Genomic DNA, 20,824 nt, shown 5'->3' with positions numbered 1-20,824 from the left:
TTCGTATTTTTCTTTTTTAGTGTGATGATTGTGCCAAGTTCCATAAGTAATTTAAAACTCCTTTGATGGCTATTCCTGTGGCTTTCTCTTCCTTGTCCACATCACCACCAGCTATGTCTAAGTGAAAACAAACTTTCTCTCGTGATGATAATCCACTAAATATAAAAGATGCCGCAGTTTGAGCTCCTCGATATTTTTCGTTTCCGATGTTATTGATATCTGCACCATCCAATTTACTTTTGATGTCTTCATAATCATCATCTTCAATTTCTAAACTTTGATAGGGTTCTCCAATCTCTTCGAGAGCTTGTTCAAAATCCTTTCGTTTATCTCTGCGAGTGGACATTAAAGCAATGCGTGGTCCCACAGCTCTTGCAGCAGATCCGGTCAAAGTAGCAATGATGATAAAAATATCATTTTCTTCTTTTTCAGCAATGCTTATGGCATCAATCAGCGTTAATCTTCCTTCGGCATCGGTATGACGGATTTCCACTCTTTTTCCACTATGGGAAGTTACAATTGAGTCTGGAAGCATAGCATCTGAATCAATTTTATTAGCCGTCACAGGACAATAAGCCGTGATTTTCAAGTAAGGTATCTGCAAATTTGCGACCTCTTCGATGATAGATAAAACAGAAGCTCCACCCGTCATATCCGCTTTCATTGTGTTCATGTAATTATCAGGCTTGACTTGGTATCCTCCTGTGTCGAAAATGATGCTTTTACCGAGAAGAGCAATCCTGTGTTTGATCTCTGTTTTTGGAGTATATTCCACCCTAATCCATTTGGGAGGATCAGAAGCAAGAGAGCCTTTTGCCACCATGTAAAAACATGGCATATTAGTTTTGATCCATTCCACGTCGTCTATGATATCGATCTTGAGTTGATGGTTGTTTAGACTTTTCGCTTTTTCTACTAAAGTGAGGGTAGTTTTGGTATTCGATGGCATATTCACTAAATCTTTCGTATTTGCCCTCGCTCGTAAAACAGATAAGCTAAATCTTTGAATTTCTTCGGGTATATCTTCATCCAGAAAAATTTTTAATTCCTCTATTTCTTTTGAAATTTCTTTTGCTTCTAAGCTGTGATAAGTGTATTCTTCAAAAGCAATCAAAATGTTTGTCAATAGTGATCTTAAATGAAAAGATATTTCAAAAGTTTTATAAAATTCTTTTATTGATTCAAAATCAAAACCCATTTTTGAAATTTTCTTTTTTTTGATGGTTTGTAGAGCTTTCAATATAGCACGAGATATTTTGTGCTCAGGATTGTATAAAATTTCTTTTATAGTTCCAAGACCTACAAACAAAATCGAAGTTTCTTTGGCGGAAGGAAACAAAAAGCTACTTCCATATTTTCCTTGAAACTCTTCTTTAGAAAATACTTCAAAGATTTTGTAAATTCCATTTAATTTTTCTAAAAAAGAAGATGAGAAAATTTCGCTTTTATCGTTTGACTCAGATTTCGGCTTTTCAAAAACAGGCACAACGAAATAGTCCCACTCTTTCGCCTGATTTTCCCAATCCAAACTTATATTAGATTTCTCAAAAACGAACTTCTGAATTCTATATGGCATACTACCACTTTATATGGTTTTTTATTTTTTTCTATTTTTTTTTATGCTAAAATTCTTGATTTTCAATTGAATTCGAAAATATTATGAAATTCATAATTATGCATGAAGAAGATTTTGAATTTCTCACACATACTTCTCAAAGAACAACTTCAGAGGATATTTCTGATCATGAATATCAAGAAACTTTTCGACTTCCTCTCTCCTTCGAAGAAATCAAAGCCAAAACAGAAAAATACATTTTAAACACATATCAGCGATTTCCAGTAGCGTTCTACTATGGGCAAGGTGCTTACGTATACGACTCAAACAACAAGCAATATATCGACTTTCTTAGTGGAATTTCAGTAACAAATTTGGGACATGCAGAATCAAGCATCCTTCAAGCCATTGAAGAACAAAGCAACCGTATTATCCATTCATCAAACTTATTTTATTCAGAAGAACAAGCCCTCCTTGCCGAAGTTTTAGTGGAAAATAGCTTTCCCGGAAAGGTCTTTTTTTGTAATTCAGGAACTGAAGCAAATGAAGCAGCCATCAAGTTTGCAAGGCTTTACGGACAAAAACAAAAAAATGGAGCTGAAATTCTTGTTTCTTTAGAAAGAAGTTTTCATGGTAGAACCTTTGGAGCTCTATCCATCACAGGAAATGAAAAAGTAAGAAAAGGATTGGGAAGTTTACTTCCTAATGTCAAAATCATTCCACCAAATATAGAAATACTTGAAAGAGTCTTCGAAGAACATCAAGATGATATTTGTGGAATTTTTCTTGAACCCATCCAAGGGGAAGCTGGTATCTACCCATTATCAAAGAATTTTTTGCAAAGAGCAAGAGAACTAACAAAAGAAACAAAATCTTTACTAATTTTTGATGAAATCCAATGTGGGATAGGAAGAACAGGGCATTTATTCGCATTTCAATATTATGATATTGAGCCAGACGTCATTACCCTTGCGAAAGGATTAGGAAATGGCTTTCCAATTGGTGCAATGATCGTAAAAGAAGAATTTGCAGATGTATTTGTGCCGGGTATTCATGGTTCTACATTTGGTGGAAATCATTTAGCTTGTCGAGTAGCCTTCGAAACGATAAAAATATTTCTCACAACGGATATTTTAGACAATGTGAGGGGACTTTCTGAATACTTCTTTAAAAGGCTTTATATCTTAAAAAGCCAGTTTGACTTTATCAAAGAAATTCGGGGTGTGGGATTGATGTTTGGTATTGAATTGAATCGCCCATGTCGTGACGTAGTAATGAAGTGTCTTGAGAATGGACTTATCGTGAATTGCACCGCCGAGAACGTCATTCGCATTCTTCCTCCTCTGAATATTGATCTTGAGTTAGCCAATGAAGGTTTGAATCTCTTGCAGAAGTCTTTAGAATCTTTTCGTTAATTTTTCTTGATGGTTCGATAATAGAAAAAATGTCCATTCAAAACATTGACTTTGCAAAAAAATTTAAAACTGAAACTACCCAAAAACCTGTCCAAAAAAAAGATGTATATGCAAAAAAATATAAGCTTCATTTTGTTTTTTTTCTATTGGGATTTGTTTTAGGAACTCTGATTACCTACCAAATCATGAAATTCAAAGAGATAGAAAAAAACCTAATCATAAATCCAGATCGATTCGAAGAAGGTCCCGGTGCCACAAACATCACAACAAAGAAAAAAATATCATCAAATGTAGTGGTCTCGAATGTGCCTCAGAGAAATGCAGATGTGATGGTTTTTTTGGGGATTTATCCTGCAAAACAATCTTCAGAAATCATCAGGTATTTGCAAGACAAACAGGTTTTAGCAAATGCCAATATAGTGCCATGTTCGAAATTAGAAAATTACCCTTTGTTCAAACAGGGTGCAATTTTTCGTATTCCTGTAAAAAATGGTGAACACCAAAAATTAGCAATCGGATGCTTTTATTCTCATGATGAAGCATTAGAATTATTAAAATCCCTCAAAAAAATCAATCCCACTTTGTTTGCCGAGTCAGAGATCATTCAAATCGAAGATTAATCAAAACGGCTTTAAAATTGCCAAAAGCACAGTGATAATCAAAATCAACGTTGGAACCTCATTCATGATTCGAAATTTCTTTGATGGATAAGCTACTCCTTTCTCGAATTGTTTCATGTAATATGGCACCAAGAAATGCCAGTAAAGCAAGACAAATACAACTAAAATCTTCACCCAAATCCACCCAACATTAAGAAAATAATTCCAGTTCATAATGAGCATGATAATCCCGAATGTTACTGTAAGTATCATAGCTGGCATCATGATGATCTTATAGAGTCGTCTTTCCATGATAGCTAATTGGTTTTTTACTTCTTGATGAGGATTTTCCATATGATAAACAAACAAGCGCCAAATATAGAACATCCCAGCAAACCACGCCACCATGAAAATGATATGAAATGCTTTTATCCATAAATAAATCATTGACTCTACTCCTTTTTCTAATTAATTTTATCCAAATGGACGATGAAATTGAATCGTTTCTTGCGTCTCATTTTATTCTAACTTTATCCACTTTTGATGGTAGCACTCCCTACTCAACTCCACTTTTTTATGTTTTGTTTCACGAAGGACTTTTTTTTCTATCAGATGTTACTACAAAGCACGCACAAGATGTCATCAAAAATTCCATTGTCTCAGCTTCAGTTCACACATACACGAGAGAAGTAAAAAACATTCAAGGGATTCAACTCGTTGGAGTTTGCAAGCTCATCAAAAACACCCGAGAAATCCAACAAAATGATATCTTTCAGTTTGAAGAAAAATCATGGATAGTAAGTGAAATTTACAAATTTTATTTAGAAAAATTCCCAGAGGCTCATCATATCCCTTCGTATCTATGGGGAATTTTTCCTTTTTGGATAAAGTTCACAAACAATCAAAACTACTTCGGATACAAAAAAATATGGAGGCAGAAAAATGATTTTAGTCATAGATGGATTCAACTTAATTTATAAATTCACTGACTTAGAAGAATACATCCACAATCGAGAGCTAGAAAAAGCAATCACAGGATTAATCGAATACCTATCCTATTTTGCTAACCAACTGAAGAAAAAACCAGTAATCTACGTATTTTTTGACGGGAAAAAACAAAAAGGTGATGATACATACCAAGAAAACGTCAAAGGGATACATTGTTTTTATGGTCATGATATTTCCGCTGATAGTTTAATTATGGAATTCCTCAAAGCTAAAAAAGCAAATAACGTCTCGGGAATTAAAGTAATCAGTTCTGACAAAAAGATTCAACAATTTGCCAAAAGCCATCGATATGACTATCAGAGCTCAGAAGAATTTTACATTTGGCTAAAAGAAACAACGAGCAAAAAAACCCTAACCAACGAAAAGCCTGATAAGATCACAAAAAAAGAAGTTGATTATTGGCTAAAAGTCTTTAAGGAGCGTTAGGATTTTGTCTAAGTAATGAATGGTTAAAGTTTTGAAGTTGATGTTATGATCATCGTAATTTTGATGAGCTAAACCAATACAAGCAGGACATCCTTTTTCGCAATCGCAGGTTTGAATGTTTCTGATGGTTTCCTCAAGGATCAAAGAAAAATTACTCAAAACAACGTAGCTGATTTCCAAGCCCCCCGGAAAGTTGTCAAAAAAATAAATACATGGCTGATTGTAGTAAGTATCCATGACTTCGCAAGCAAAACGAAGATCGTTTTTCTCAAACATGGCAATGATGGTGGAAGTCAAAGCCAAAGCATGACTCAGAGATTGAAGTAAAACACTCAAAGGTTCATGCTCGAAGAAGTTTCTCGCAAATACTAACCAAACACTTTGGGTGTGCATTGTAATTTCTGGTAAGTGGATTACGCCATGACCCACATTCTCGTTTGTGTAGAACTTGATCTTTTTATACAAGATTGGAGTTGATGAGATACTGATTTCTCCTTTGTAAACTGAAATCATTTGATGGTTCTTGGCTAATTCGCTTTGGAGGGGCTTGATAAGAACCTTTTCTTCTGCTTCGGTGTAATAATCAGTATCAATTTGTTTGACATTGGCAATCTGTTTTTCCCAATCAAGTTCTTCTACAAAATAGGTTTTTGTCTGGTGGATGTAAATTGCTTCTGGATGCAAAAGCAAAGGAGCTGAGTAATAATCCATTTCCCCAATGACTTTTTTTTCTGGAGTTGTAGTATCAATAATAGTAAAGTTCTTTTTGGGTCCGCTTCGTAAACTAAAGGCATGTGCTGGATGAAATGATGTACCCCAATAGAATCTTTCGTTTTTTTGAATGACAAGCTGATTTTTTTCTAATTGTTTTAGAATTTCTTTTGCATATTGATACTTCCCAAAACTTTCATTCACAACAAAAGGCTTTTCTGCCACAGTGCATTTTATATGCTCAGAAACTATCCATAAATTGTTGGGGTTGATACGTGCACTTTCTGGATTTTTCTTCATGATAAAATCAGGATGCTTGATGATGTATTGATCAATGCTACTTTCTGATGCTATCAAAATCGAAAGAGAAACCTCGGATTTTCTTCCAGCTCTACCCGCTTGTTGATGAAATGAATGGATAGAACCCGGGTATCCCACAGAAATCGAAACTTCCAATGAACCAATATCAATGCCTAACTCCAAAGCGTTGGTGCTAATGACACAAACAATCTTTTTGGAACGTAGATCACTTTCAATCTGTCTTCTTTCTTCTGGTAAATACCCACTTCGATAAGCTTGGATTTTTTCTTCTTGTTCAGGGCATTGCTTCTTTAAGTAATTGGTCAGTAGTTCTACGTGTTTTCTTGTCTTTCCAAAGATGATGGTGGGAATTTCGTATTTGACAAAAATTTCTGCGAGTTTAACAGCTTCTTTCAGAGGAGAAGCATAAAAGTAAATTTCTTTTTTTTCCTCATCAAATTGGAACAAATTCCTTGATGTCTCATCTATTACATATCTTGGAACATCATAAAATATAAAGTATTTTCTTCCTTTCTCGGAGGAGTCTTCCGAAACAACTTCGAATTCTTTTTCTGTGAGTTTTTCGATGAATTCTTTTGGATTCCCTATTGTTGCCGAGGCAGCAAAGATTTTTGGTTCTCTTCCATAAAAACTTGCAATCCGAAACAACCTTCGAAGAAGATTTGCAAAATGACTTCCAAAAATCCCCCGATAAGTATGTGCTTCATCAATCACAATAAAATCCAAGTTTTCAAATACATTCTGCCAAAGGTTATTGTGATTTGGCAACATACTCACGTGAACCATGTCGGGATTTGTGATGATAAAATCTCCTGAATATCGAATCCTCTTCCTAAGGTTATCTTCTGTATCTCCGTCGTAAGTATATATTCCAATCCTGAACTCCAAATCACCACATAACGACTTCATCCATTGTTCTTGATCTCTTGAGAGAGCTTTGGTGGGATACATAAAAATCACACGAGAAGCGGGATTCCTGAGCTTATGCTGTAAGATGGGAAGAAAATATCCCAACGTTTTTCCAGATGCTGTCGATGTTGTAATCAAAACATTTTTATTCTCTTTGGCATACTGATACGAAAGAAACTGATGGTAATAAAGTTTATGAATATTTCTCTTTCTTAGAGCATTCTGTATACTTTCATCTAGGTCCTCGGGAAAATCAACAAAAACAGGCTCTTTTGGTGGAACTTCAATAATATGCTTAATGCGTTTTGAAAAATAGGGATCATTTTTAAAATACGTGAGAATTTGCTGCAGTTTCATATGTGACTACAATAAATAAGTCTTATTTTTTTCTTTTCTTTTTTCTAATTTTTCTCTATTGATAATGAATTTTTCGTTGGGATTGGCTTGTTGATATTGAAGTAAGAGCTCTATATATTTTGCCGCTTCTTGGTTTCGAAAAAGTTTCTTTTCTAAGATTCTGATCATAATCATTATCTCTTTTGGTTTGGGATCAATTGTGATGAGGTTTTTTAGAGATTCAGCGGCTTGTTCGTAATTTCTGATTTTGTAAAAAGAATTAAATAACAAACGATGATATAGTTTTTCTTCTTCGGAGTCATGAGGTTGATAGTTTTTTAAAAAAGAAATTACTTCCTCATAAAGTTGATTTCTAAATAAGAGTTTTGCAATTGGTAGATTGAGATTCTGATCTTTGTTCTTCATGAGGTCTAAGGCTTCAACAAAGAGAAAAAACAAATTCACAACATCCCATTCGTTGTGTTGTAGGACTTTCGGGAATTCCTCATGATGTTGGTATTTCAGAAAATCATAAAAAATCTCAGGGATTCTTTTGCTTTCTATGTCATCTTTACGATGATAATTCAGTATCTTTCTTTCTAAGTTCTTTTGACTGAATCCATCTGGAAAGTTCTTGGGAAGAAGTCTTTTCCATAGATGATAAACATCAAAGTGATGTAAGTCTTTAGAAAACTCTTTTTGATAAAACCTAAAGCGTGATTCCAAAAAAGGCATATCAAACTTCTTGCCATTATAAGTAGCCAAAAACGGAAAACGAGAAAAATAATCCAAAAGAATTTCCAAAAGTTCTTCTTCTGAACTCATGTTGAAAAGAAGGTACTGTCGTAAATGAAAATTTCCTTCTTTATAAAAGCCTAATCCCGTCACAATTGGGAAGTTCATGGAAGTACTTTTCAATCCCAAGGTTTCAAAATCCAAAAATAGAATTTGTTCAGGATAAATATCTAACAATCTGCCCTTGATGTCCAAAAGCCCACTGAAGGGGAATAATTCTTTTAGCCTTTCAGGATTTTCCATCGGGAATGCTTTTTCTTTTAGAAAAAAGTGACTATCCAAAACTTGTAGTTCCAAATCTCTAATGAGCTCTTCGTAGGGATTTTGAGGTTGCTTTTCTGGAGTTTGATAAAACTGAAAAAGCGAAGAGATATCCATAGAACTCAAAACTTTTTAATATACGTTAACCAGTGGGGCAAGATTTTTTCGTGAATCATTTTGAACTGTTTTCTTATAATACGTTTTGGATCGTAGAGAATTTTGGCATACCTTGCAATCTCAACTTGTAGAGCAAAACCCTTTAACCATTTTTTTTCCGACCATAAAAATAAATCCCAATTTTCTGGAACCTCAAAATGAGGAGTTTTGCCACGATAAATGATGCCAATGTCGTAGTCGGAGTCTTCGGAAACCTCTTGTCTTACTCGTGAACCAAAATAAAGAATCCCTAAGAGTTCTGTGTTGGTTAAATTTTTAAAGGATTTACGTATGTGATTTTTGATTTGATTTTCTGTCATGCTTGATATTTTTTTTATTGATAAGAATTTTACAAACTCTAAAAATAGCTACTGGGATTTTTTATGGATGAATTTGAGTTTGATCGAACCCGAAAAGCAATTGGTGTGAATAAACTTCAAGAAGAGGAAAAAAAGAAATTACTAAAGATGTTTCAAGAAAAAGGGGGGAAAGTTTTAAAAGAAAAAATGGTAAAAAAAGAGCAATCAACCCTGCTCCACACAAGAACCCAAACCGACAAATCAGACAGAAGAGAAGTGAAATCCATTTATGAACGATATGAGCAAGATTCTTTACAAAAAGAATCAGAGAAAATCGCAAGAGAAAAAATCGAACGAGATGAAATCCTCAAGAAAGCATCCTCACCCTTATCGATTTTTTTACTAAAGCTTGAGCTCTGGTTGAAGGGCATAATATACTTTGGCAAAAATGAAATCAAACCAAGTTATATGTCCTTCTTGAACTTAGAATTCAAAAAATCCATATTAGAAAGCAACATCTTGACCTCCGAACTACTAACGGATCCAAAGTTCATTGAAGAATTCAAAAAAAAATTTCAGCCATTTTCGTTGGAATTATTAAAAAGAGTAAACTTACTATATGATCGCAAGCAATTATCAGACCTAACTTCTGTATATTCAGAAAGTGGAGGCAGTGTTTCTGTGGATCTTATTCGTACTCCTTTGTTTCATTTTTTGAGGAAATTATATGTTTTGAGTTTTTTTCGAGAGTTAACTTTGAAACTTCTTTTGAGCTGTATTGATTTACAACAATCCATCCAGCAAAAACAAATTGAATTATATCGAAACAAACGAAGAAAAATAGAAGAAGCTTGGGCAATCCTAATGAATAAAGCTCTACCGGATTTCATTCTCTTAGCACAATTTATAGAGAAAAAAAGAGTTCCATCAAATTCCCCTTTGCTTCAAGAAATAATTGATTTATCACCAACTGAGCTCTTGGATCCAAGAAAAATTAGGGACTTCAAAGATGTCGTTTTTGAACACGTAAATTTAGATCAAAAAAAATCAAATCAAACAGCAGAAACTAATACCGAAATCCCAACAACTCAAAGTGAAATTTCTCAGTATCAAACCGAGGAACAAAAAGAAAATACAGCTCAAATCCCGCAGGATTTACAAGAAACAACAATAAACCAAAATATTGAAGTAGATAGCAAAGACGATAAAAAAGATCAAGCTCATCAAAAAGTTTATCAATACGGATTAAGGTTTTTATTATACTATCCTGTAGATGTATTAAGAAAGAAATACGATCCTAAAGATGAATTCAAGCTAATTCCCATAAATGACAAAATATTTCTTTCTTTTTTATTTTTGAATTTTTTTGATGAAGAATTTGGTTTCGTTTTGTTAACGAATAAAATTCAAATCCAACCTTATTGGAAAGAGGGGGTAAAAATCAATCTAAAAGAAGAAATGTCGAACCTCTATGAAAGCTATCGAATTATAGAACGTTCTTTCAGAAAATATTTTAATGATTTCATAGCATATCTGGAAGTAAAAAATGATCCTTATGTCAATAAGAACACTATAGACTATCGAAAACGTTTGGATTTTCATACTAAAAAAAGAATCCAGTCAGCTATTGAAACCCACAAAGTAATGTCAAACTACATAAAAAAAAGCACTCAAATTCTATTAACTCTATACAAAGATACAAAAGAAAAACAACAAGTGATTACTAACCCAGATGATGTTCTTCAATTGGAGCATACCGATAAGAAAGAAAAATTGATGAACAACAAAAAGGTTCGAGATGTCATACGAGATGCGTACGCTACCGCATACACCTTGACCTACAAAATGGAACAAGGAGAACTCTACGTCGGCGAGGTAGAATTACCACCCGAAGAATTTCAAATCCACTACAAAAGAATGATTTGATGGTTAAATACAAATATTGGGAACTAAAAATTCAACTAAGCAAAAAAGATTTAGAAAAACTCAACGATTACATGGAAACATTCGATCTCGACGGTGCCTTGGGATATTACCTTACTACTTTCGAGGAAGATAACTCAGAAGATCCTGCCTTTACGGTTTATTATCCTATCCATCACGAAAATCCCCAGAAAGAATTACGAACGTTATTTTCAAAGCTCAAAATAGAAAACTATAAAATCAGTGAAAATCCTATCGAAGAAGAAAATTACTGGGAAGATTATATCCAATCTTTTCAGCCTTTTTTTGTTTCTCAAAATTTTTTCCTTGTTCCAATATGGCACAAAGATAGTATCTCCATTCCAGAAAACGCTATCCCCATTTTTATCGAACCGGGATTGGCTTTTGGAACGGGATTGCATCCAACAACTCAACTGATGTTAGAATGGATTGATAAAAATCTACAGGAAGGTATCGTTGTCTTAGATGCTGGTTGTGGTTCGGGAATTCTGAGCATAGCATCCCTCAAAAAAAACGCAAAAACCGTTTATGCTTTTGATATAGACATGAATGCTATAGATGCTACCTTCATGAATATAAAGCACAATGATCCTTCTTCCGAACTTCGAAATAGAACTTTTTTATTTACTAGTAGTTGGGACAATGATGAACTATTGGATAAAAAATACGACGTGATATTAGCAAACCTATCTCTACCTGTATTTTTTAGGTATGAAAGCTATATCAAGAGATACCAGACTAATTGTCTCGTAATATCTGGAATTCATGAAAATCAAACCCAAGAAATCATAGATTTGTTTTCTAATGTTTATATGCCTACGCAAATCCAATTCAGAGAAGAATGGGTTTTGATTGAATTAAAAAAATGGCAAAAAATATGATGCAAATTGTCATAAAAATTAAGGAGCAGACCATGAAAAAAATAAAATTAAAGCTTATGGTTAGTTTGATAATAGCCTTTTTGTTTCTTCCCATACAGGAAATCAAAGGGCAGTTTTATTGCGTTGGAAATGGCTGTTCGTTATTACCATTAGACTCAGTAGAATTAACCAATGCATTTCAATCCCTGAGAACCCAATACATAAATGAATTTTTATCAGATATGTCTACTGCAAATATCTATACAATGGTTAATACAATACCGAGTGGAATTGTAAACTTACAAGAATTTACGATTGGAATTAATGTTATTTTATCAGAAACAAAGTTAAGAAAAATTGATATTCGAGTCCCAAACTATGGAGTAATAGAAGATGTTCCTTCAAAAGGAGTTGGATTAGTGCCGAATGCTTTTATTGGTTTTAACGTTGGCTATTTATTCAGTGGTGATCCGAAACCAATTAATCTAAAATGGTATTCTCCCCATCGATTTGATATTTTTGTAAGTTATCTAAATGCTGTTTTTGATGATGAAAAAGCAAATGCGACAAGAAAGAACGAAGCATGGGAAGTCAAAAGTAAAACTTGGGGAGCTGACTTGAGGTATCATCTCATTGAAGGAAATACGGATACCAATTGGTTGTTGGGATTCTCTGGAATATCATTAGGCATTGGTTATCATAACGTAAATCAAAGCATAGAATATGTTCGCAAAAATCATCGTTTCGTATTTAATGCAACTGATAAAGTGGATGTGATTTGGAGAGCTGATAACGAAGCGGCTTACAGTAGCAAAATAAATGTCTATACAATAGATATCCGAACGGGGATACAACTTTTATATCTATTTCGATTTTCAGTTGGAGTCGGTCATGCATGGGTAAAAGGTTCTTCGGATATCATCTTTCAACGATTTGGACCCGTAGTTGTTGAAAGTGATCTGTTAAAGCTTTTTGGGATTGAACCACCTAATGCAAATTTAGGGTTAGTGATTAATGGAGAAGGAAAAACAAAGCGAAATCAGCTTACTTACTTATCGGCAGGGTTTGAGCTAAATATTCCTCTTCTAAAGATTTTCATTGATGCAAAAGGAACTAAAGACAATTATAGCGCTAGTGCAGGAATTCGTATTGCCTTGTAATTAGATTTCTTCAATCATAGAATTTATCATTTGACTTGTAATTGAAAAGCCAAGTTTTATCCATGAATGCTCTTCCACTCTACGATTTTTCTTTTACTTTTTATTTTATTCTATATTTTCTATTGGATCGTCCCAACAAAAGGTAAACACTACTTGATTTTATTAACGAGTTTTCTTTTCTATCTTTGGTATTCTATCCCATTCTTTTTGATGTTTCTGGGATTGAGTGTCATTAACTATTTTTTTGCTATTTATCTTCTGAACCACAAAAACAAAAAAGTCCTTTGGTTGATTCTTGTCTTGGATATTTCAGTTTTAGCGTTTTTTAAGTATTTTTATCTATTCGCAAGTGGAGTGGGCTATATTCTTCAAAACGAATACTGGATCAACATCAAGGAAAATTTGATTAGGGACTTTCAGATTGAAATTGTTTTACCCATAGCTATTAGTTTTTATACATTTCAGATCATTGCTTTTGTTGTTGATTGTTATCGAAATACCATCACAGAAAAGATTTCATTTAGAAAATTTATAATTTTTATCATGTTTTTCCCTCAGTTTGTTGCAGGTCCCATACTTAGAGCAAAGGACTTTATCCCTCAGATTGATCAACCTAAATTTTCTACAACAAACATCTATATTGGCATACTTTTGATCTTACAAGGTGTTTTGAAAAAAGTTCTTATAGCGGATGTGATTGGTTATCATTCAGCAGATGTTTGGTATAGACCAGAATACTATGACGGAATAAATTACTGGATTGTGATGTTTGGATTTGCGATACAAGTTTATGCGGATTTCTCAGGCTATACAGATATGGCGAGAGGAATGTCAAAACTTTTAGGATATGAATTACCAGAGAACTTTCAAGGACCTCTAATTGCAAGTTCTATTTCTGAGTTGTGGAATCGGTGGCACATCACTCTGTCGAGTTGGCTACGGGATTATGTTTTTATACCCTTAGGTGGTTCTAAAGGGGGTGAGTTGCGAACTTACGTGAATTTGATCATCACCATGAGTTTAGCAGGTTTATGGCATGGAGCTACATGGAATATGCTGATTTGGGGAACCCTCATGGGAGTATATCTCTCTATTGAACGTTGGGTACAACTTCACGTTCCCATTGAACTCCCTAAAAATTTCTTTTTTAGTCTTTTGAAGCGAATTTTGACGTTGACTATGTTCATCGTAATTGGGGTTTTCTTTGCGACACCAACTCTTGACAAGGCTTTGTTAATTCTCAAAGGCATGTTTTTATTACCTGAAGGTAATCCTATGGTTTCTTTTGAAACCATCAGCGTATTGATACTGATTGGCTTACTTTTGAACTACTTGCAATATGATAGAAGAATCAAAGATAAAATCTATCAAAATACATCACTACAAATACTTCTGATTTTATTGGGAAGCTTTGTTATTTCTTATCTTTTGTATTTTTATTCTGATGTAGGTGGTGTGTTTATTTACTTTAACTTTTAGTTGTAGCTTCTTTTTCTATAAGATCAAAGAATTCTATTAGGATGTCATTAAGCATGATGGTTTCTTGGTAGTTCCATTGAAAATACAATTCTTCTCCATTTTTGAGGAAATATCCTTTTCTTTGGAGTTCTAATTGTTGAAAAAATTGATAAAATAAATCAAATTTGTTTGTGATTTGAGCTATCCACTTCATAGAAATCGGAATGAGGAGTCGAAATATTGTGATGGCTATTTCTTTTTCAGGCTCATGCTTGATATACTGCTCAGAAAAAGAAGTCAACCACCTATCCCAATTCCGAAAATTGTTATAACGATAAGTGCCATTAAAACCATGAGCTGAGGGTCCTAACCCCAAATAAGGTTCATATAACCAATAGCGTAAATTATGACGACATTCATAACCTTTCAAAGAATAGTTCGAAATTTCGTAAGGATAAAACTTTCTTGACTTCAAAAGTTCTGGTAGTTTGAGAAAAATTTCTTCTTGCAAGAGTTCATTTGGTGGGAGAAGTTTTTTTTGCCTTACCAAATTTTCGTAAGGAGTACCCTTTTCTAATGTCAAAGCATACAAAGATAAGTGTTTGACGGGATATGAAAGAACCCAGTTTAAATCTTCGATAAATTCCTCGAAGTTCTGATTGGGATAACCATATATAAGATCAATTCCCCAGTTATCAAATTGATTTGCCACTCTTTCTAAAACCACCTCATAATGTTTATAATCAAAATAGCGATTCATTTCTTTTAAAAAAGATTGATTTTTCGTTTGGATACCCACATTGATGCGAGTTATACTAATTTTTTTTAATGATTGAAGATATTCCTTTTGATGGAAATGCTCAGGATTTCCCTCTACAGTAATTTCACAAGAAGATACAAAAGAATAATATTTTGAAATTTCATTTAATATCATTTCAATAGAATTCGGAGATAGAAACGATGATGTGCCACCTCCGAAATAAATTGTGTTTACTTGTTTGTAGTGTTCAAAATAAGAAAGACGAAATTTCAATTCTTCTATGATCCTTTTGACAAAAAGTTTTTCTATCTCATCTATTGAACAGTTGACTTCTCTTATACTCAGAGAATAGAAATCACAATAATGACATTTTTGGATACAAAAAGGAAAATGGATGTAAACCCCTAAGAGATCAGGTTGCCTTTCGATTGCAGGCATAATATTGTTTATTTTGATGTTCTCCTTGTTTCATAGTCAAGCCGATTTCAGACGAAAATCTCAATGAAAACTTCAAAAGCATCGATAAATCCTGCTCAAACATAGCAAAGAATATGTCCAGAATAAAAAGAAAAATCTAGATATACCTAAATCACAGGTAAAACGAAATCTGTTTTCCTCGAAGTCTACATAAGTTAATTTACAAAATCAAAAATCTCACAAAGCATAATTGCAATTAGTAAGCAAATAGGATTTGTTCTTTGATAAAAAATTTATTTTACGTAATAAAATTCTAAATATAATTATTCCATCTCAGTATTTTTAAAACCGAAAATTATTTAAAATGCGAGCATGGAGAATTTACAATGGCACATATGTGGATGGCAATAGTATCTTAAAAGATGTCGAATTTACAATTGTGTCGGATGAAATTCTCTTTGGTCTTCACAATCATCCTGAAGTAAGTATCAACTTACATGGAAGAGTGATCATGCCAACTTTTATCAATAGTTTTGATAATTTATTGGCAACTTATGTAAAATACGAAAGTAAAAAATCTCCTTACCACAATTGGTATATGTGGGATAATGAAGTAAAATCATCGAAGCTCTTTGAAGAAAGAATGTTATTGGAGAAAGAAGATTTGTATTTCTTGGGAAGTTATAAAAACATCTTCAGTGGTGTAACTTTTGTTGTGGATCCTATCCCCAAATTTGTTTTCGAAGATCTGCTGGATGAACTAGACATTGATTTGCTTCCTGATTTTGGAATATCTCATTCACCTGTAAGTTATTCATTAAACTGGGGAAAAGGAATAAAAGAAGAATTCGAGTATGCACAACGAAATAATGTTCCTTTTCTTATTAAAGTAAGCGAAGGTTTCGATCGAGAAAGTAAAGATTCTATAAAAATTTTGGAACAAATGGGAGTTTTGGATGAACACACAGTTTTGATACATGGAATATCCCTTACTGATGAAGATATAGAAATAATTGCTCATTATAATTGCAGTTTTGTTTGGTGTCCTGAAGTAAACGAATACATCTTCCATCAAACAGCTCCAATCCAGAAAATTCTGCAACATAACATTTTAGTTGGGCTGGGAACAGGAAGCGCCATGCATGGAAATACAAATTTGTTCTCCACCATTCGAGTTGCTAAAAAGTATATACCAGACTCCAAGATGATTTTTCAGATGTTATTAGAAAATCCAATCAAGATGTTTTTTTTGGATAAAAAAAAAAGTTTTTAGAAACCGCAGAAGCAACCTTCATGATCTTGAATGTAATCTCGCCAAAAGATCACGATTTCATTTGGAAACTCGATGAAGGAGATATAATCCTAATTGTAAAGAATGGAAACCCTTTATATGGGATAAAAGATTTTGAGAAGCTCTTCCAATTTCTGAATGTTCCCTATGAAGAAGTCAAGGTAAAACAAAGTGTTCGTATCATCAAAAAAGGTTTTACAAAAAAAATGCAAGAAATTTTTTATAAGCTAAACAAAAAAGTCAATTTTCATTTTTTACCTATAGAAATATAAAAGAAATATAAAATATGCCAACTATAAAAGAATATTCGAGAGGAGCTGTCATCTACTTTGAAGGTGATAAAAGTGATAAGATATATTTATTACAATCAGGACAAGTTATTTTGATTTATAATTCATTAGATGGAAGTAAAGAAGAAAAGTATATAGTCAAAGTTGGTGAGTTTTTTGGTGTAAAATCCGCATTAGGAAAGTATCCAAGAGAAGAAACAGCCCAAGTCGTTGGGAGTGCTCGTGTTGTGATTTTAAGCTTGGAAGAATTTCAAAAATTAGCACTAAGCAATACTCGTCTTGTTCTTCAAATGTCGAAAGTTTTCTCGAGGGAGTTACGCCAAATCCATGCAAAAATACGTGAAATCTTGAAGGCAGATAGCGTAAAAAATCCTGAATATGAGTTAATGAATGTAGGGGAGTCCTTCCATAGAGCTGGGAATATTGATAGAGCTGAATATGTATATGAAAAATATTTATATTACAATCCCAAAGGGAAATTCAGAGAACGTGCTGAGTTTTTACTTACAAAAGCAAGAAAAGGTGAGTCCTACCCATCAAATATCCCAAGTTTAGAAGATTATTTGATCAACAAAGAATATGAACAGGCTGAAAGTACCAACGAGGATAATTTAAGAACCATTGAAGATGATCTATTCCAAATTCCTGATATTGATACCACTCCCAAAAAAGAAGAAACAAAAGTATCCTTAGAAGACATAATAAATAAAATTGAACATTTCATATCTAATAATCAAATCAAGGAAGCCTATGATTTCTTATTAGAAAATGAAGACCTTCCAAGCATCAAAGCCCAAGAAAACGCAAATGAAGAACTCTTATATCAAAAAGGTAGGTTATTGACTTTAATGAAAAATTACAAATCAGGTTTAGAGTTTCTACTACAATATATAAAAGACTATCCAGATGGAAAACATGTAAAAAATGTATTATTTCAGATTGGAATTATATTCGAAATCCTAAAGGATTTACAAAAAGCTAAAATGTTTTATAAAAAAGTTTTAATGTTTAAACCATTAGACGACATAACAAAACAAGCAAAAAGAAGGTTAGAATATTTAGAGAGTCAGTAGAATGGAAGTTAATGAAATTCTATTTCAAAAATACGGAAGAACCTTTAAACCTGGTGAGATGATCTTTAGCGAATGGGAACCAGGTAGAAGTCTTTTTATCATTCTAAAAGGAAAAGTCAAAATCATCAAAATTTTTGGAAAAACTCAGAAAACCTTAGATGTTGTAGAAGAAGGTAGCATCTTTGGAGAAATGGCACTATTAGAAGAAGAACCAAGGAGTGCTTCTGCAATCGCCATTACAGAAGTGAAAGCCTTAGAATTTGACAAAGAAAGTTTCGAAGTTTTAATTCAGAAACAACCACAATTAGTTTTCAATTTGCTTGTGCTCTTTGCAAAAAGAATTTATGATGCCAAAAGAAGACTAAAGAATCTACTTATTGAAGATCCTACCGTGAGAGTAATTGATGTTTTTTTAATGCTAACAGAGAATGAACCTATTGCACTACAAAAAAACTCTATATCTTTACATGTCACAATAGATGATGTAGCAAACTGGAGCGGTTTACCAATGTCAGAAGTTAATTCTATTGTAATGTCCTTAGTAAAACAAGGAAAGATTGAGCTCTACGCTGATAAGATTGTGATACCCAATTTAAGAGAACTACAACGTTTTGTTCAAACCAAAGTCAAATCTTTTCGAAAGAAATAATCCTTCAAGGTTAAAACACCCTTTATATATAAATCATTTCTTCACGAAATATTTTGTAAAAATAGCATTAGAATTCATTTTATATAAATTGAACATTTCATCAAAAAATATCAATGGGATCGATTTCTATCTCTAAGTAACTTTCACCTGATAACTTTTTTTTAAAATTTTTGATGGTATCCTTTAGTTGGTTTATTGTCTGATGGAATTCTTGTGTCTTTATCAAAACGTGATATCTATACTTGTCATGTAATCTAAAAATAGGAGCTGGCGAAGGACCAACGATTTCATAGAGATTTCCATTTTTTCTTTTAATTGATTCTATGTGTTCAGAAAGAAGTCGTATGAACTTTAGGCTTCTTTCCTTCGAAGAAGAACGAACCAGAAGTCGAATCAAACGAACGAAAGGAGGGTAATGAAATTCTTTTCGTAAACTCAACTCCCATTTGTAAAAAGATTCATAGTCCTGTTTTAATGCCCACTGGATGTAAAAGTTATCTTTATCCATCACTTCTAAAAAGACTCTCCCTGAGTTATCTCGTCTTCCTGATCTTCCTGCTACTTGAACCAGAAGAGAAAACGTTCTTTCTGAAGAACGATAATCTGACAAGTACAAACCTGCATCGGCTTGGAGAACTCCCACTAAACTCAGATTTGGAGCATCGATTCCTTTGGATATCATTTGAGTTCCAGTTAAAATATCAATCTTTCCATCAATAAATTCTTGAATGACCTGATTCAACACTTTCTCTCGATGGATGACATCGGTATCTAATCTTTCAATCCTCAAATTCGGGAAAACACGCAAAAGAAACTCTTCTACTTTCTGAATTCCAGTTCCTAACTTGATAAGTTTACCTCCACAATCAGGACATCTTTGTATAGCAAGTTGTTGGTGGTTGCAATAATGACACTTTAGACTAAACCCATCGTGTTCTTTATGTAAACTTAAAGAAATCGAACAGTTGGGACAAGATATATTCTTTTTACAATTCTTACAATAAAGATAAGGATGATAGCCTCTTCGATTCAATAAAATTAAAGTTTGTTTTTTATTCTTCGCATTGATTTCTATTTCATTCAGAAGTTGATTACTGATTGGCTGATCGGAGTTCTCTCGCTCAATGAGGTAAACTTCTGGTAGTCTCCCCAAGATTCTTTTTTTCAAAAAATGAAGACGATAAGTAGTTTCATTTATCTCTTGATGATTGTATTTTTGGGTTTCATATCGTATTTCTATTCTTGGTGTTGCAGAACCCAAAACAAGAGGAATGCGATTCAATTCGCTTCTCTTTCTTGCTACTTCTTTTGCGTCGTATCGTGGATGACTATGTTCTCGATAAGATGAGTCATGTTCTTCATCGATGATAATTAGTCCTAAGTTTGATATTGGAGCAAAAACCGCTGATCTCGTTCCTAAAACAACTGGAGCTTTTTGATTAAGAATTTTCACGTACTCTTTGAAGCGTTCTTTATCAGTTAAGTTTGAATGTAGGATTGATAGATGATTACCAACAATCTTTCGAACTCTTTGGATCATTTGGACTGTGATGCTGATTTCGGGAACCAAAAAAAGGACTCCTTTATTTCGTTTTAATACTTCTACAATCAGGTAAAGATAGATTTCCGTTTTCCCTGAACCCGTAATACCATGAATCAGATGTAGTGATGGTTTTTGAATATCGAGGGTTTTTTGGATGTCTTCAAAAACCGTTTTTTGTTCCTCTGACAAAGAGACAAGATTTTCTGTGTGTATTGTTTCAACTGTTTGTTTTTGTATTTCTTTTAAATCTTTTTGGGTGAGTTTACACGGTTTAGGATACATTTTATCAAGAGCTTCGCCTACCTCACACAAGTAATAATCAGCCATCCAATAGGAAAGCTGAATCTGTTCTTGATTGATAATGGGAAATGAATCCAAAACCTTTTGGATTTCTTTATACTTGGTGGTTGGGTCTAAAAAACTTATTTCGTAAGTAGAAATCACCATTCCTTCTTCTATTCGAGTTTTTAGTTCTACTTCGACTCTTTTTCCTACTTCGGTCTGTTCCTGTAAAGAAGTGGGAATGATGTAATCATATTCTTCTTCAATGGGGTAAGGAAAAACCACTTTCGCAATCTTAAACATTTT

At 33.4% G+C, this 20,824-nt stretch carries 19 protein-coding genes; 12 read left to right on the top strand and 7 right to left on the bottom strand.

The genetic code is table 11. The features are described from left to right. Positions 1-16: 16 nt before the first annotated feature. Complete coding sequence (locus tag NZ853_01595) at positions 17-1,576, bottom strand: hypothetical protein (protein ID MCS7204372.1); 1,560 nt, start codon at positions 1,574-1,576, stop codon at positions 17-19. Between the two features lie 83 nt (positions 1,577-1,659). Here NZ853_01595 and NZ853_01590 point away from each other — a divergent pair, with 83 nt between their 5' ends. Both NZ853_01590 and NZ853_01585 read left to right on the top strand, forming a co-directional pair. Continuing rightward, positions 1,660-2,970: an aspartate aminotransferase family protein gene (locus NZ853_01590; GenBank protein MCS7204371.1), complete on the top strand. Its 1,311-nt coding sequence runs from the start codon at positions 1,660-1,662 to the stop codon at positions 2,968-2,970. 29 nt (positions 2,971-2,999) lie between these two features. Beyond that, complete coding sequence (locus NZ853_01585; GenBank protein ID MCS7204370.1) at positions 3,000-3,590, top strand: hypothetical protein; 591 nt, start codon at positions 3,000-3,002, stop codon at positions 3,588-3,590. Here NZ853_01585 and hemJ read toward each other — a convergent pair whose 3' ends face one another. Further along, on the bottom strand, positions 3,591-4,016 hold the full coding sequence (gene hemJ, locus NZ853_01580) for a protoporphyrinogen oxidase HemJ (GenBank protein ID MCS7204369.1): 426 nt from the start codon (positions 4,014-4,016) through the stop codon (positions 3,591-3,593). It lies immediately after the preceding gene. A 35-nt stretch (positions 4,017-4,051) separates the two neighbouring features. Between hemJ and NZ853_01575 the strand changes: the two genes are divergently transcribed. After that, complete coding sequence (locus NZ853_01575; GenBank protein MCS7204368.1) at positions 4,052-4,549, top strand: pyridoxamine 5'-phosphate oxidase family protein; 498 nt, start codon at positions 4,052-4,054, stop codon at positions 4,547-4,549. Then, on the top strand, positions 4,512-5,003 hold the full coding sequence (locus tag NZ853_01570) for an NYN domain-containing protein (protein ID MCS7204367.1): 492 nt from the start codon (positions 4,512-4,514) through the stop codon (positions 5,001-5,003). The genes NZ853_01575 and NZ853_01570 overlap by 38 nt, the downstream gene beginning before the upstream one ends. Here NZ853_01570 and NZ853_01565 read toward each other — a convergent pair. Genes NZ853_01565 through NZ853_01555 form a run of 3 tightly spaced genes read right to left on the bottom strand, consistent with a single transcriptional unit; the run spans position 4,980 to position 8,812 of the window. Next, positions 4,980-7,301 carry a DEAD/DEAH box helicase gene (locus tag NZ853_01565; GenBank protein MCS7204366.1) on the bottom strand — a complete coding sequence of 774 codons (2,322 nt, stop codon included), beginning with the start codon at positions 7,299-7,301 and terminating at the stop codon, positions 4,980-4,982. The two genes, NZ853_01570 and NZ853_01565, sit on opposite strands and share 24 nt — an antisense overlap. Positions 7,302-7,307: 6 nt before the next feature. After that, complete coding sequence (locus tag NZ853_01560; protein ID MCS7204365.1) at positions 7,308-8,453, bottom strand: ribonuclease H-like domain-containing protein; 1,146 nt, start codon at positions 8,451-8,453, stop codon at positions 7,308-7,310. Positions 8,454-8,458: 5 nt separating this feature from the next. Continuing rightward, positions 8,459-8,812, bottom strand: coding sequence for a nucleotidyltransferase domain-containing protein (locus tag NZ853_01555; protein ID MCS7204364.1), 354 nt, complete (start codon positions 8,810-8,812; stop codon positions 8,459-8,461). 63 nt (positions 8,813-8,875) lie between these two features. Here NZ853_01555 and NZ853_01550 point away from each other — a divergent pair, with 63 nt between their 5' ends. The 4 genes from NZ853_01550 to NZ853_01535 all read left to right on the top strand — a co-directional run bounded on the left by NZ853_01550 (position 8,876) and on the right by NZ853_01535 (position 14,234). Further along, a complete protein-coding gene (locus NZ853_01550; protein ID MCS7204363.1) occupies positions 8,876-10,717 on the top strand; it encodes a hypothetical protein in 1,842 nt (613 codons plus the stop codon). Beyond that, complete coding sequence (locus tag NZ853_01545; GenBank protein MCS7204362.1) at positions 10,717-11,616, top strand: 50S ribosomal protein L11 methyltransferase; 900 nt, start codon at positions 10,717-10,719, stop codon at positions 11,614-11,616. Before NZ853_01550 ends, NZ853_01545 begins: the two co-directional genes overlap by 1 nt. 32 nt (positions 11,617-11,648) lie before the next feature. Further along, entirely contained in the window at positions 11,649-12,755 is a 1,107-nt protein-coding gene (locus NZ853_01540) for a hypothetical protein (protein MCS7204361.1), read from the top strand. A 66-nt stretch (positions 12,756-12,821) separates the two neighbouring features. Next, positions 12,822-14,234: an MBOAT family protein gene (locus NZ853_01535; protein MCS7204360.1), complete on the top strand. Its 1,413-nt coding sequence runs from the start codon at positions 12,822-12,824 to the stop codon at positions 14,232-14,234. Here NZ853_01535 and hemW read toward each other — a convergent pair. Continuing rightward, positions 14,224-15,411, bottom strand: a complete 1,188-nt coding sequence (gene hemW / locus NZ853_01530) for a radical SAM family heme chaperone HemW (protein ID MCS7204359.1) — start codon at positions 15,409-15,411, stop codon at positions 14,224-14,226. The genes NZ853_01535 and hemW overlap by 11 nt on opposite strands. Positions 15,412-15,754: 343 nt before the next feature. Between hemW and NZ853_01525 the strand changes: the two genes are divergently transcribed. Genes NZ853_01525 through NZ853_01510 form a run of 4 tightly spaced genes read left to right on the top strand, consistent with a single transcriptional unit; the run spans position 15,755 to position 18,693 of the window. Then, complete coding sequence (locus NZ853_01525; GenBank protein MCS7204358.1) at positions 15,755-16,663, top strand: amidohydrolase family protein; 909 nt, start codon at positions 15,755-15,757, stop codon at positions 16,661-16,663. Positions 16,664-16,683: 20 nt separating this feature from the next. Continuing rightward, complete coding sequence (locus NZ853_01520) at positions 16,684-16,953, top strand: hypothetical protein (protein ID MCS7204357.1); 270 nt, start codon at positions 16,684-16,686, stop codon at positions 16,951-16,953. A 14-nt stretch (positions 16,954-16,967) separates the two neighbouring features. Further along, positions 16,968-18,044 carry a cyclic nucleotide-binding domain-containing protein gene (locus tag NZ853_01515; GenBank protein MCS7204356.1) on the top strand — a complete coding sequence of 359 codons (1,077 nt, stop codon included), beginning with the start codon at positions 16,968-16,970 and terminating at the stop codon, positions 18,042-18,044. A gap of 1 nt (position 18,045) precedes the next feature. Then, positions 18,046-18,693, top strand: coding sequence for a Crp/Fnr family transcriptional regulator (locus tag NZ853_01510; GenBank protein MCS7204355.1), 648 nt, complete (start codon positions 18,046-18,048; stop codon positions 18,691-18,693). Between the two features lie 100 nt (positions 18,694-18,793). Here the strand turns inward: NZ853_01510 and priA are convergent, their stop codons facing one another. Then, on the bottom strand, positions 18,794-20,821 hold the full coding sequence (gene priA / locus NZ853_01505) for a primosomal protein N' (protein ID MCS7204354.1): 2,028 nt from the start codon (positions 20,819-20,821) through the stop codon (positions 18,794-18,796). Between the last annotated feature and the right edge of the window lie 3 nt (positions 20,822-20,824).

Source organism: Leptospiraceae bacterium (assembly GCA_025059995.1).
GTDB lineage: Bacteria > Spirochaetota > Leptospiria > Leptospirales > Leptonemataceae > SKYB61.
Note: the sequence above shows the minus strand (reverse complement) of the source record. Positions and strands in the feature narration are given on the sequence as shown.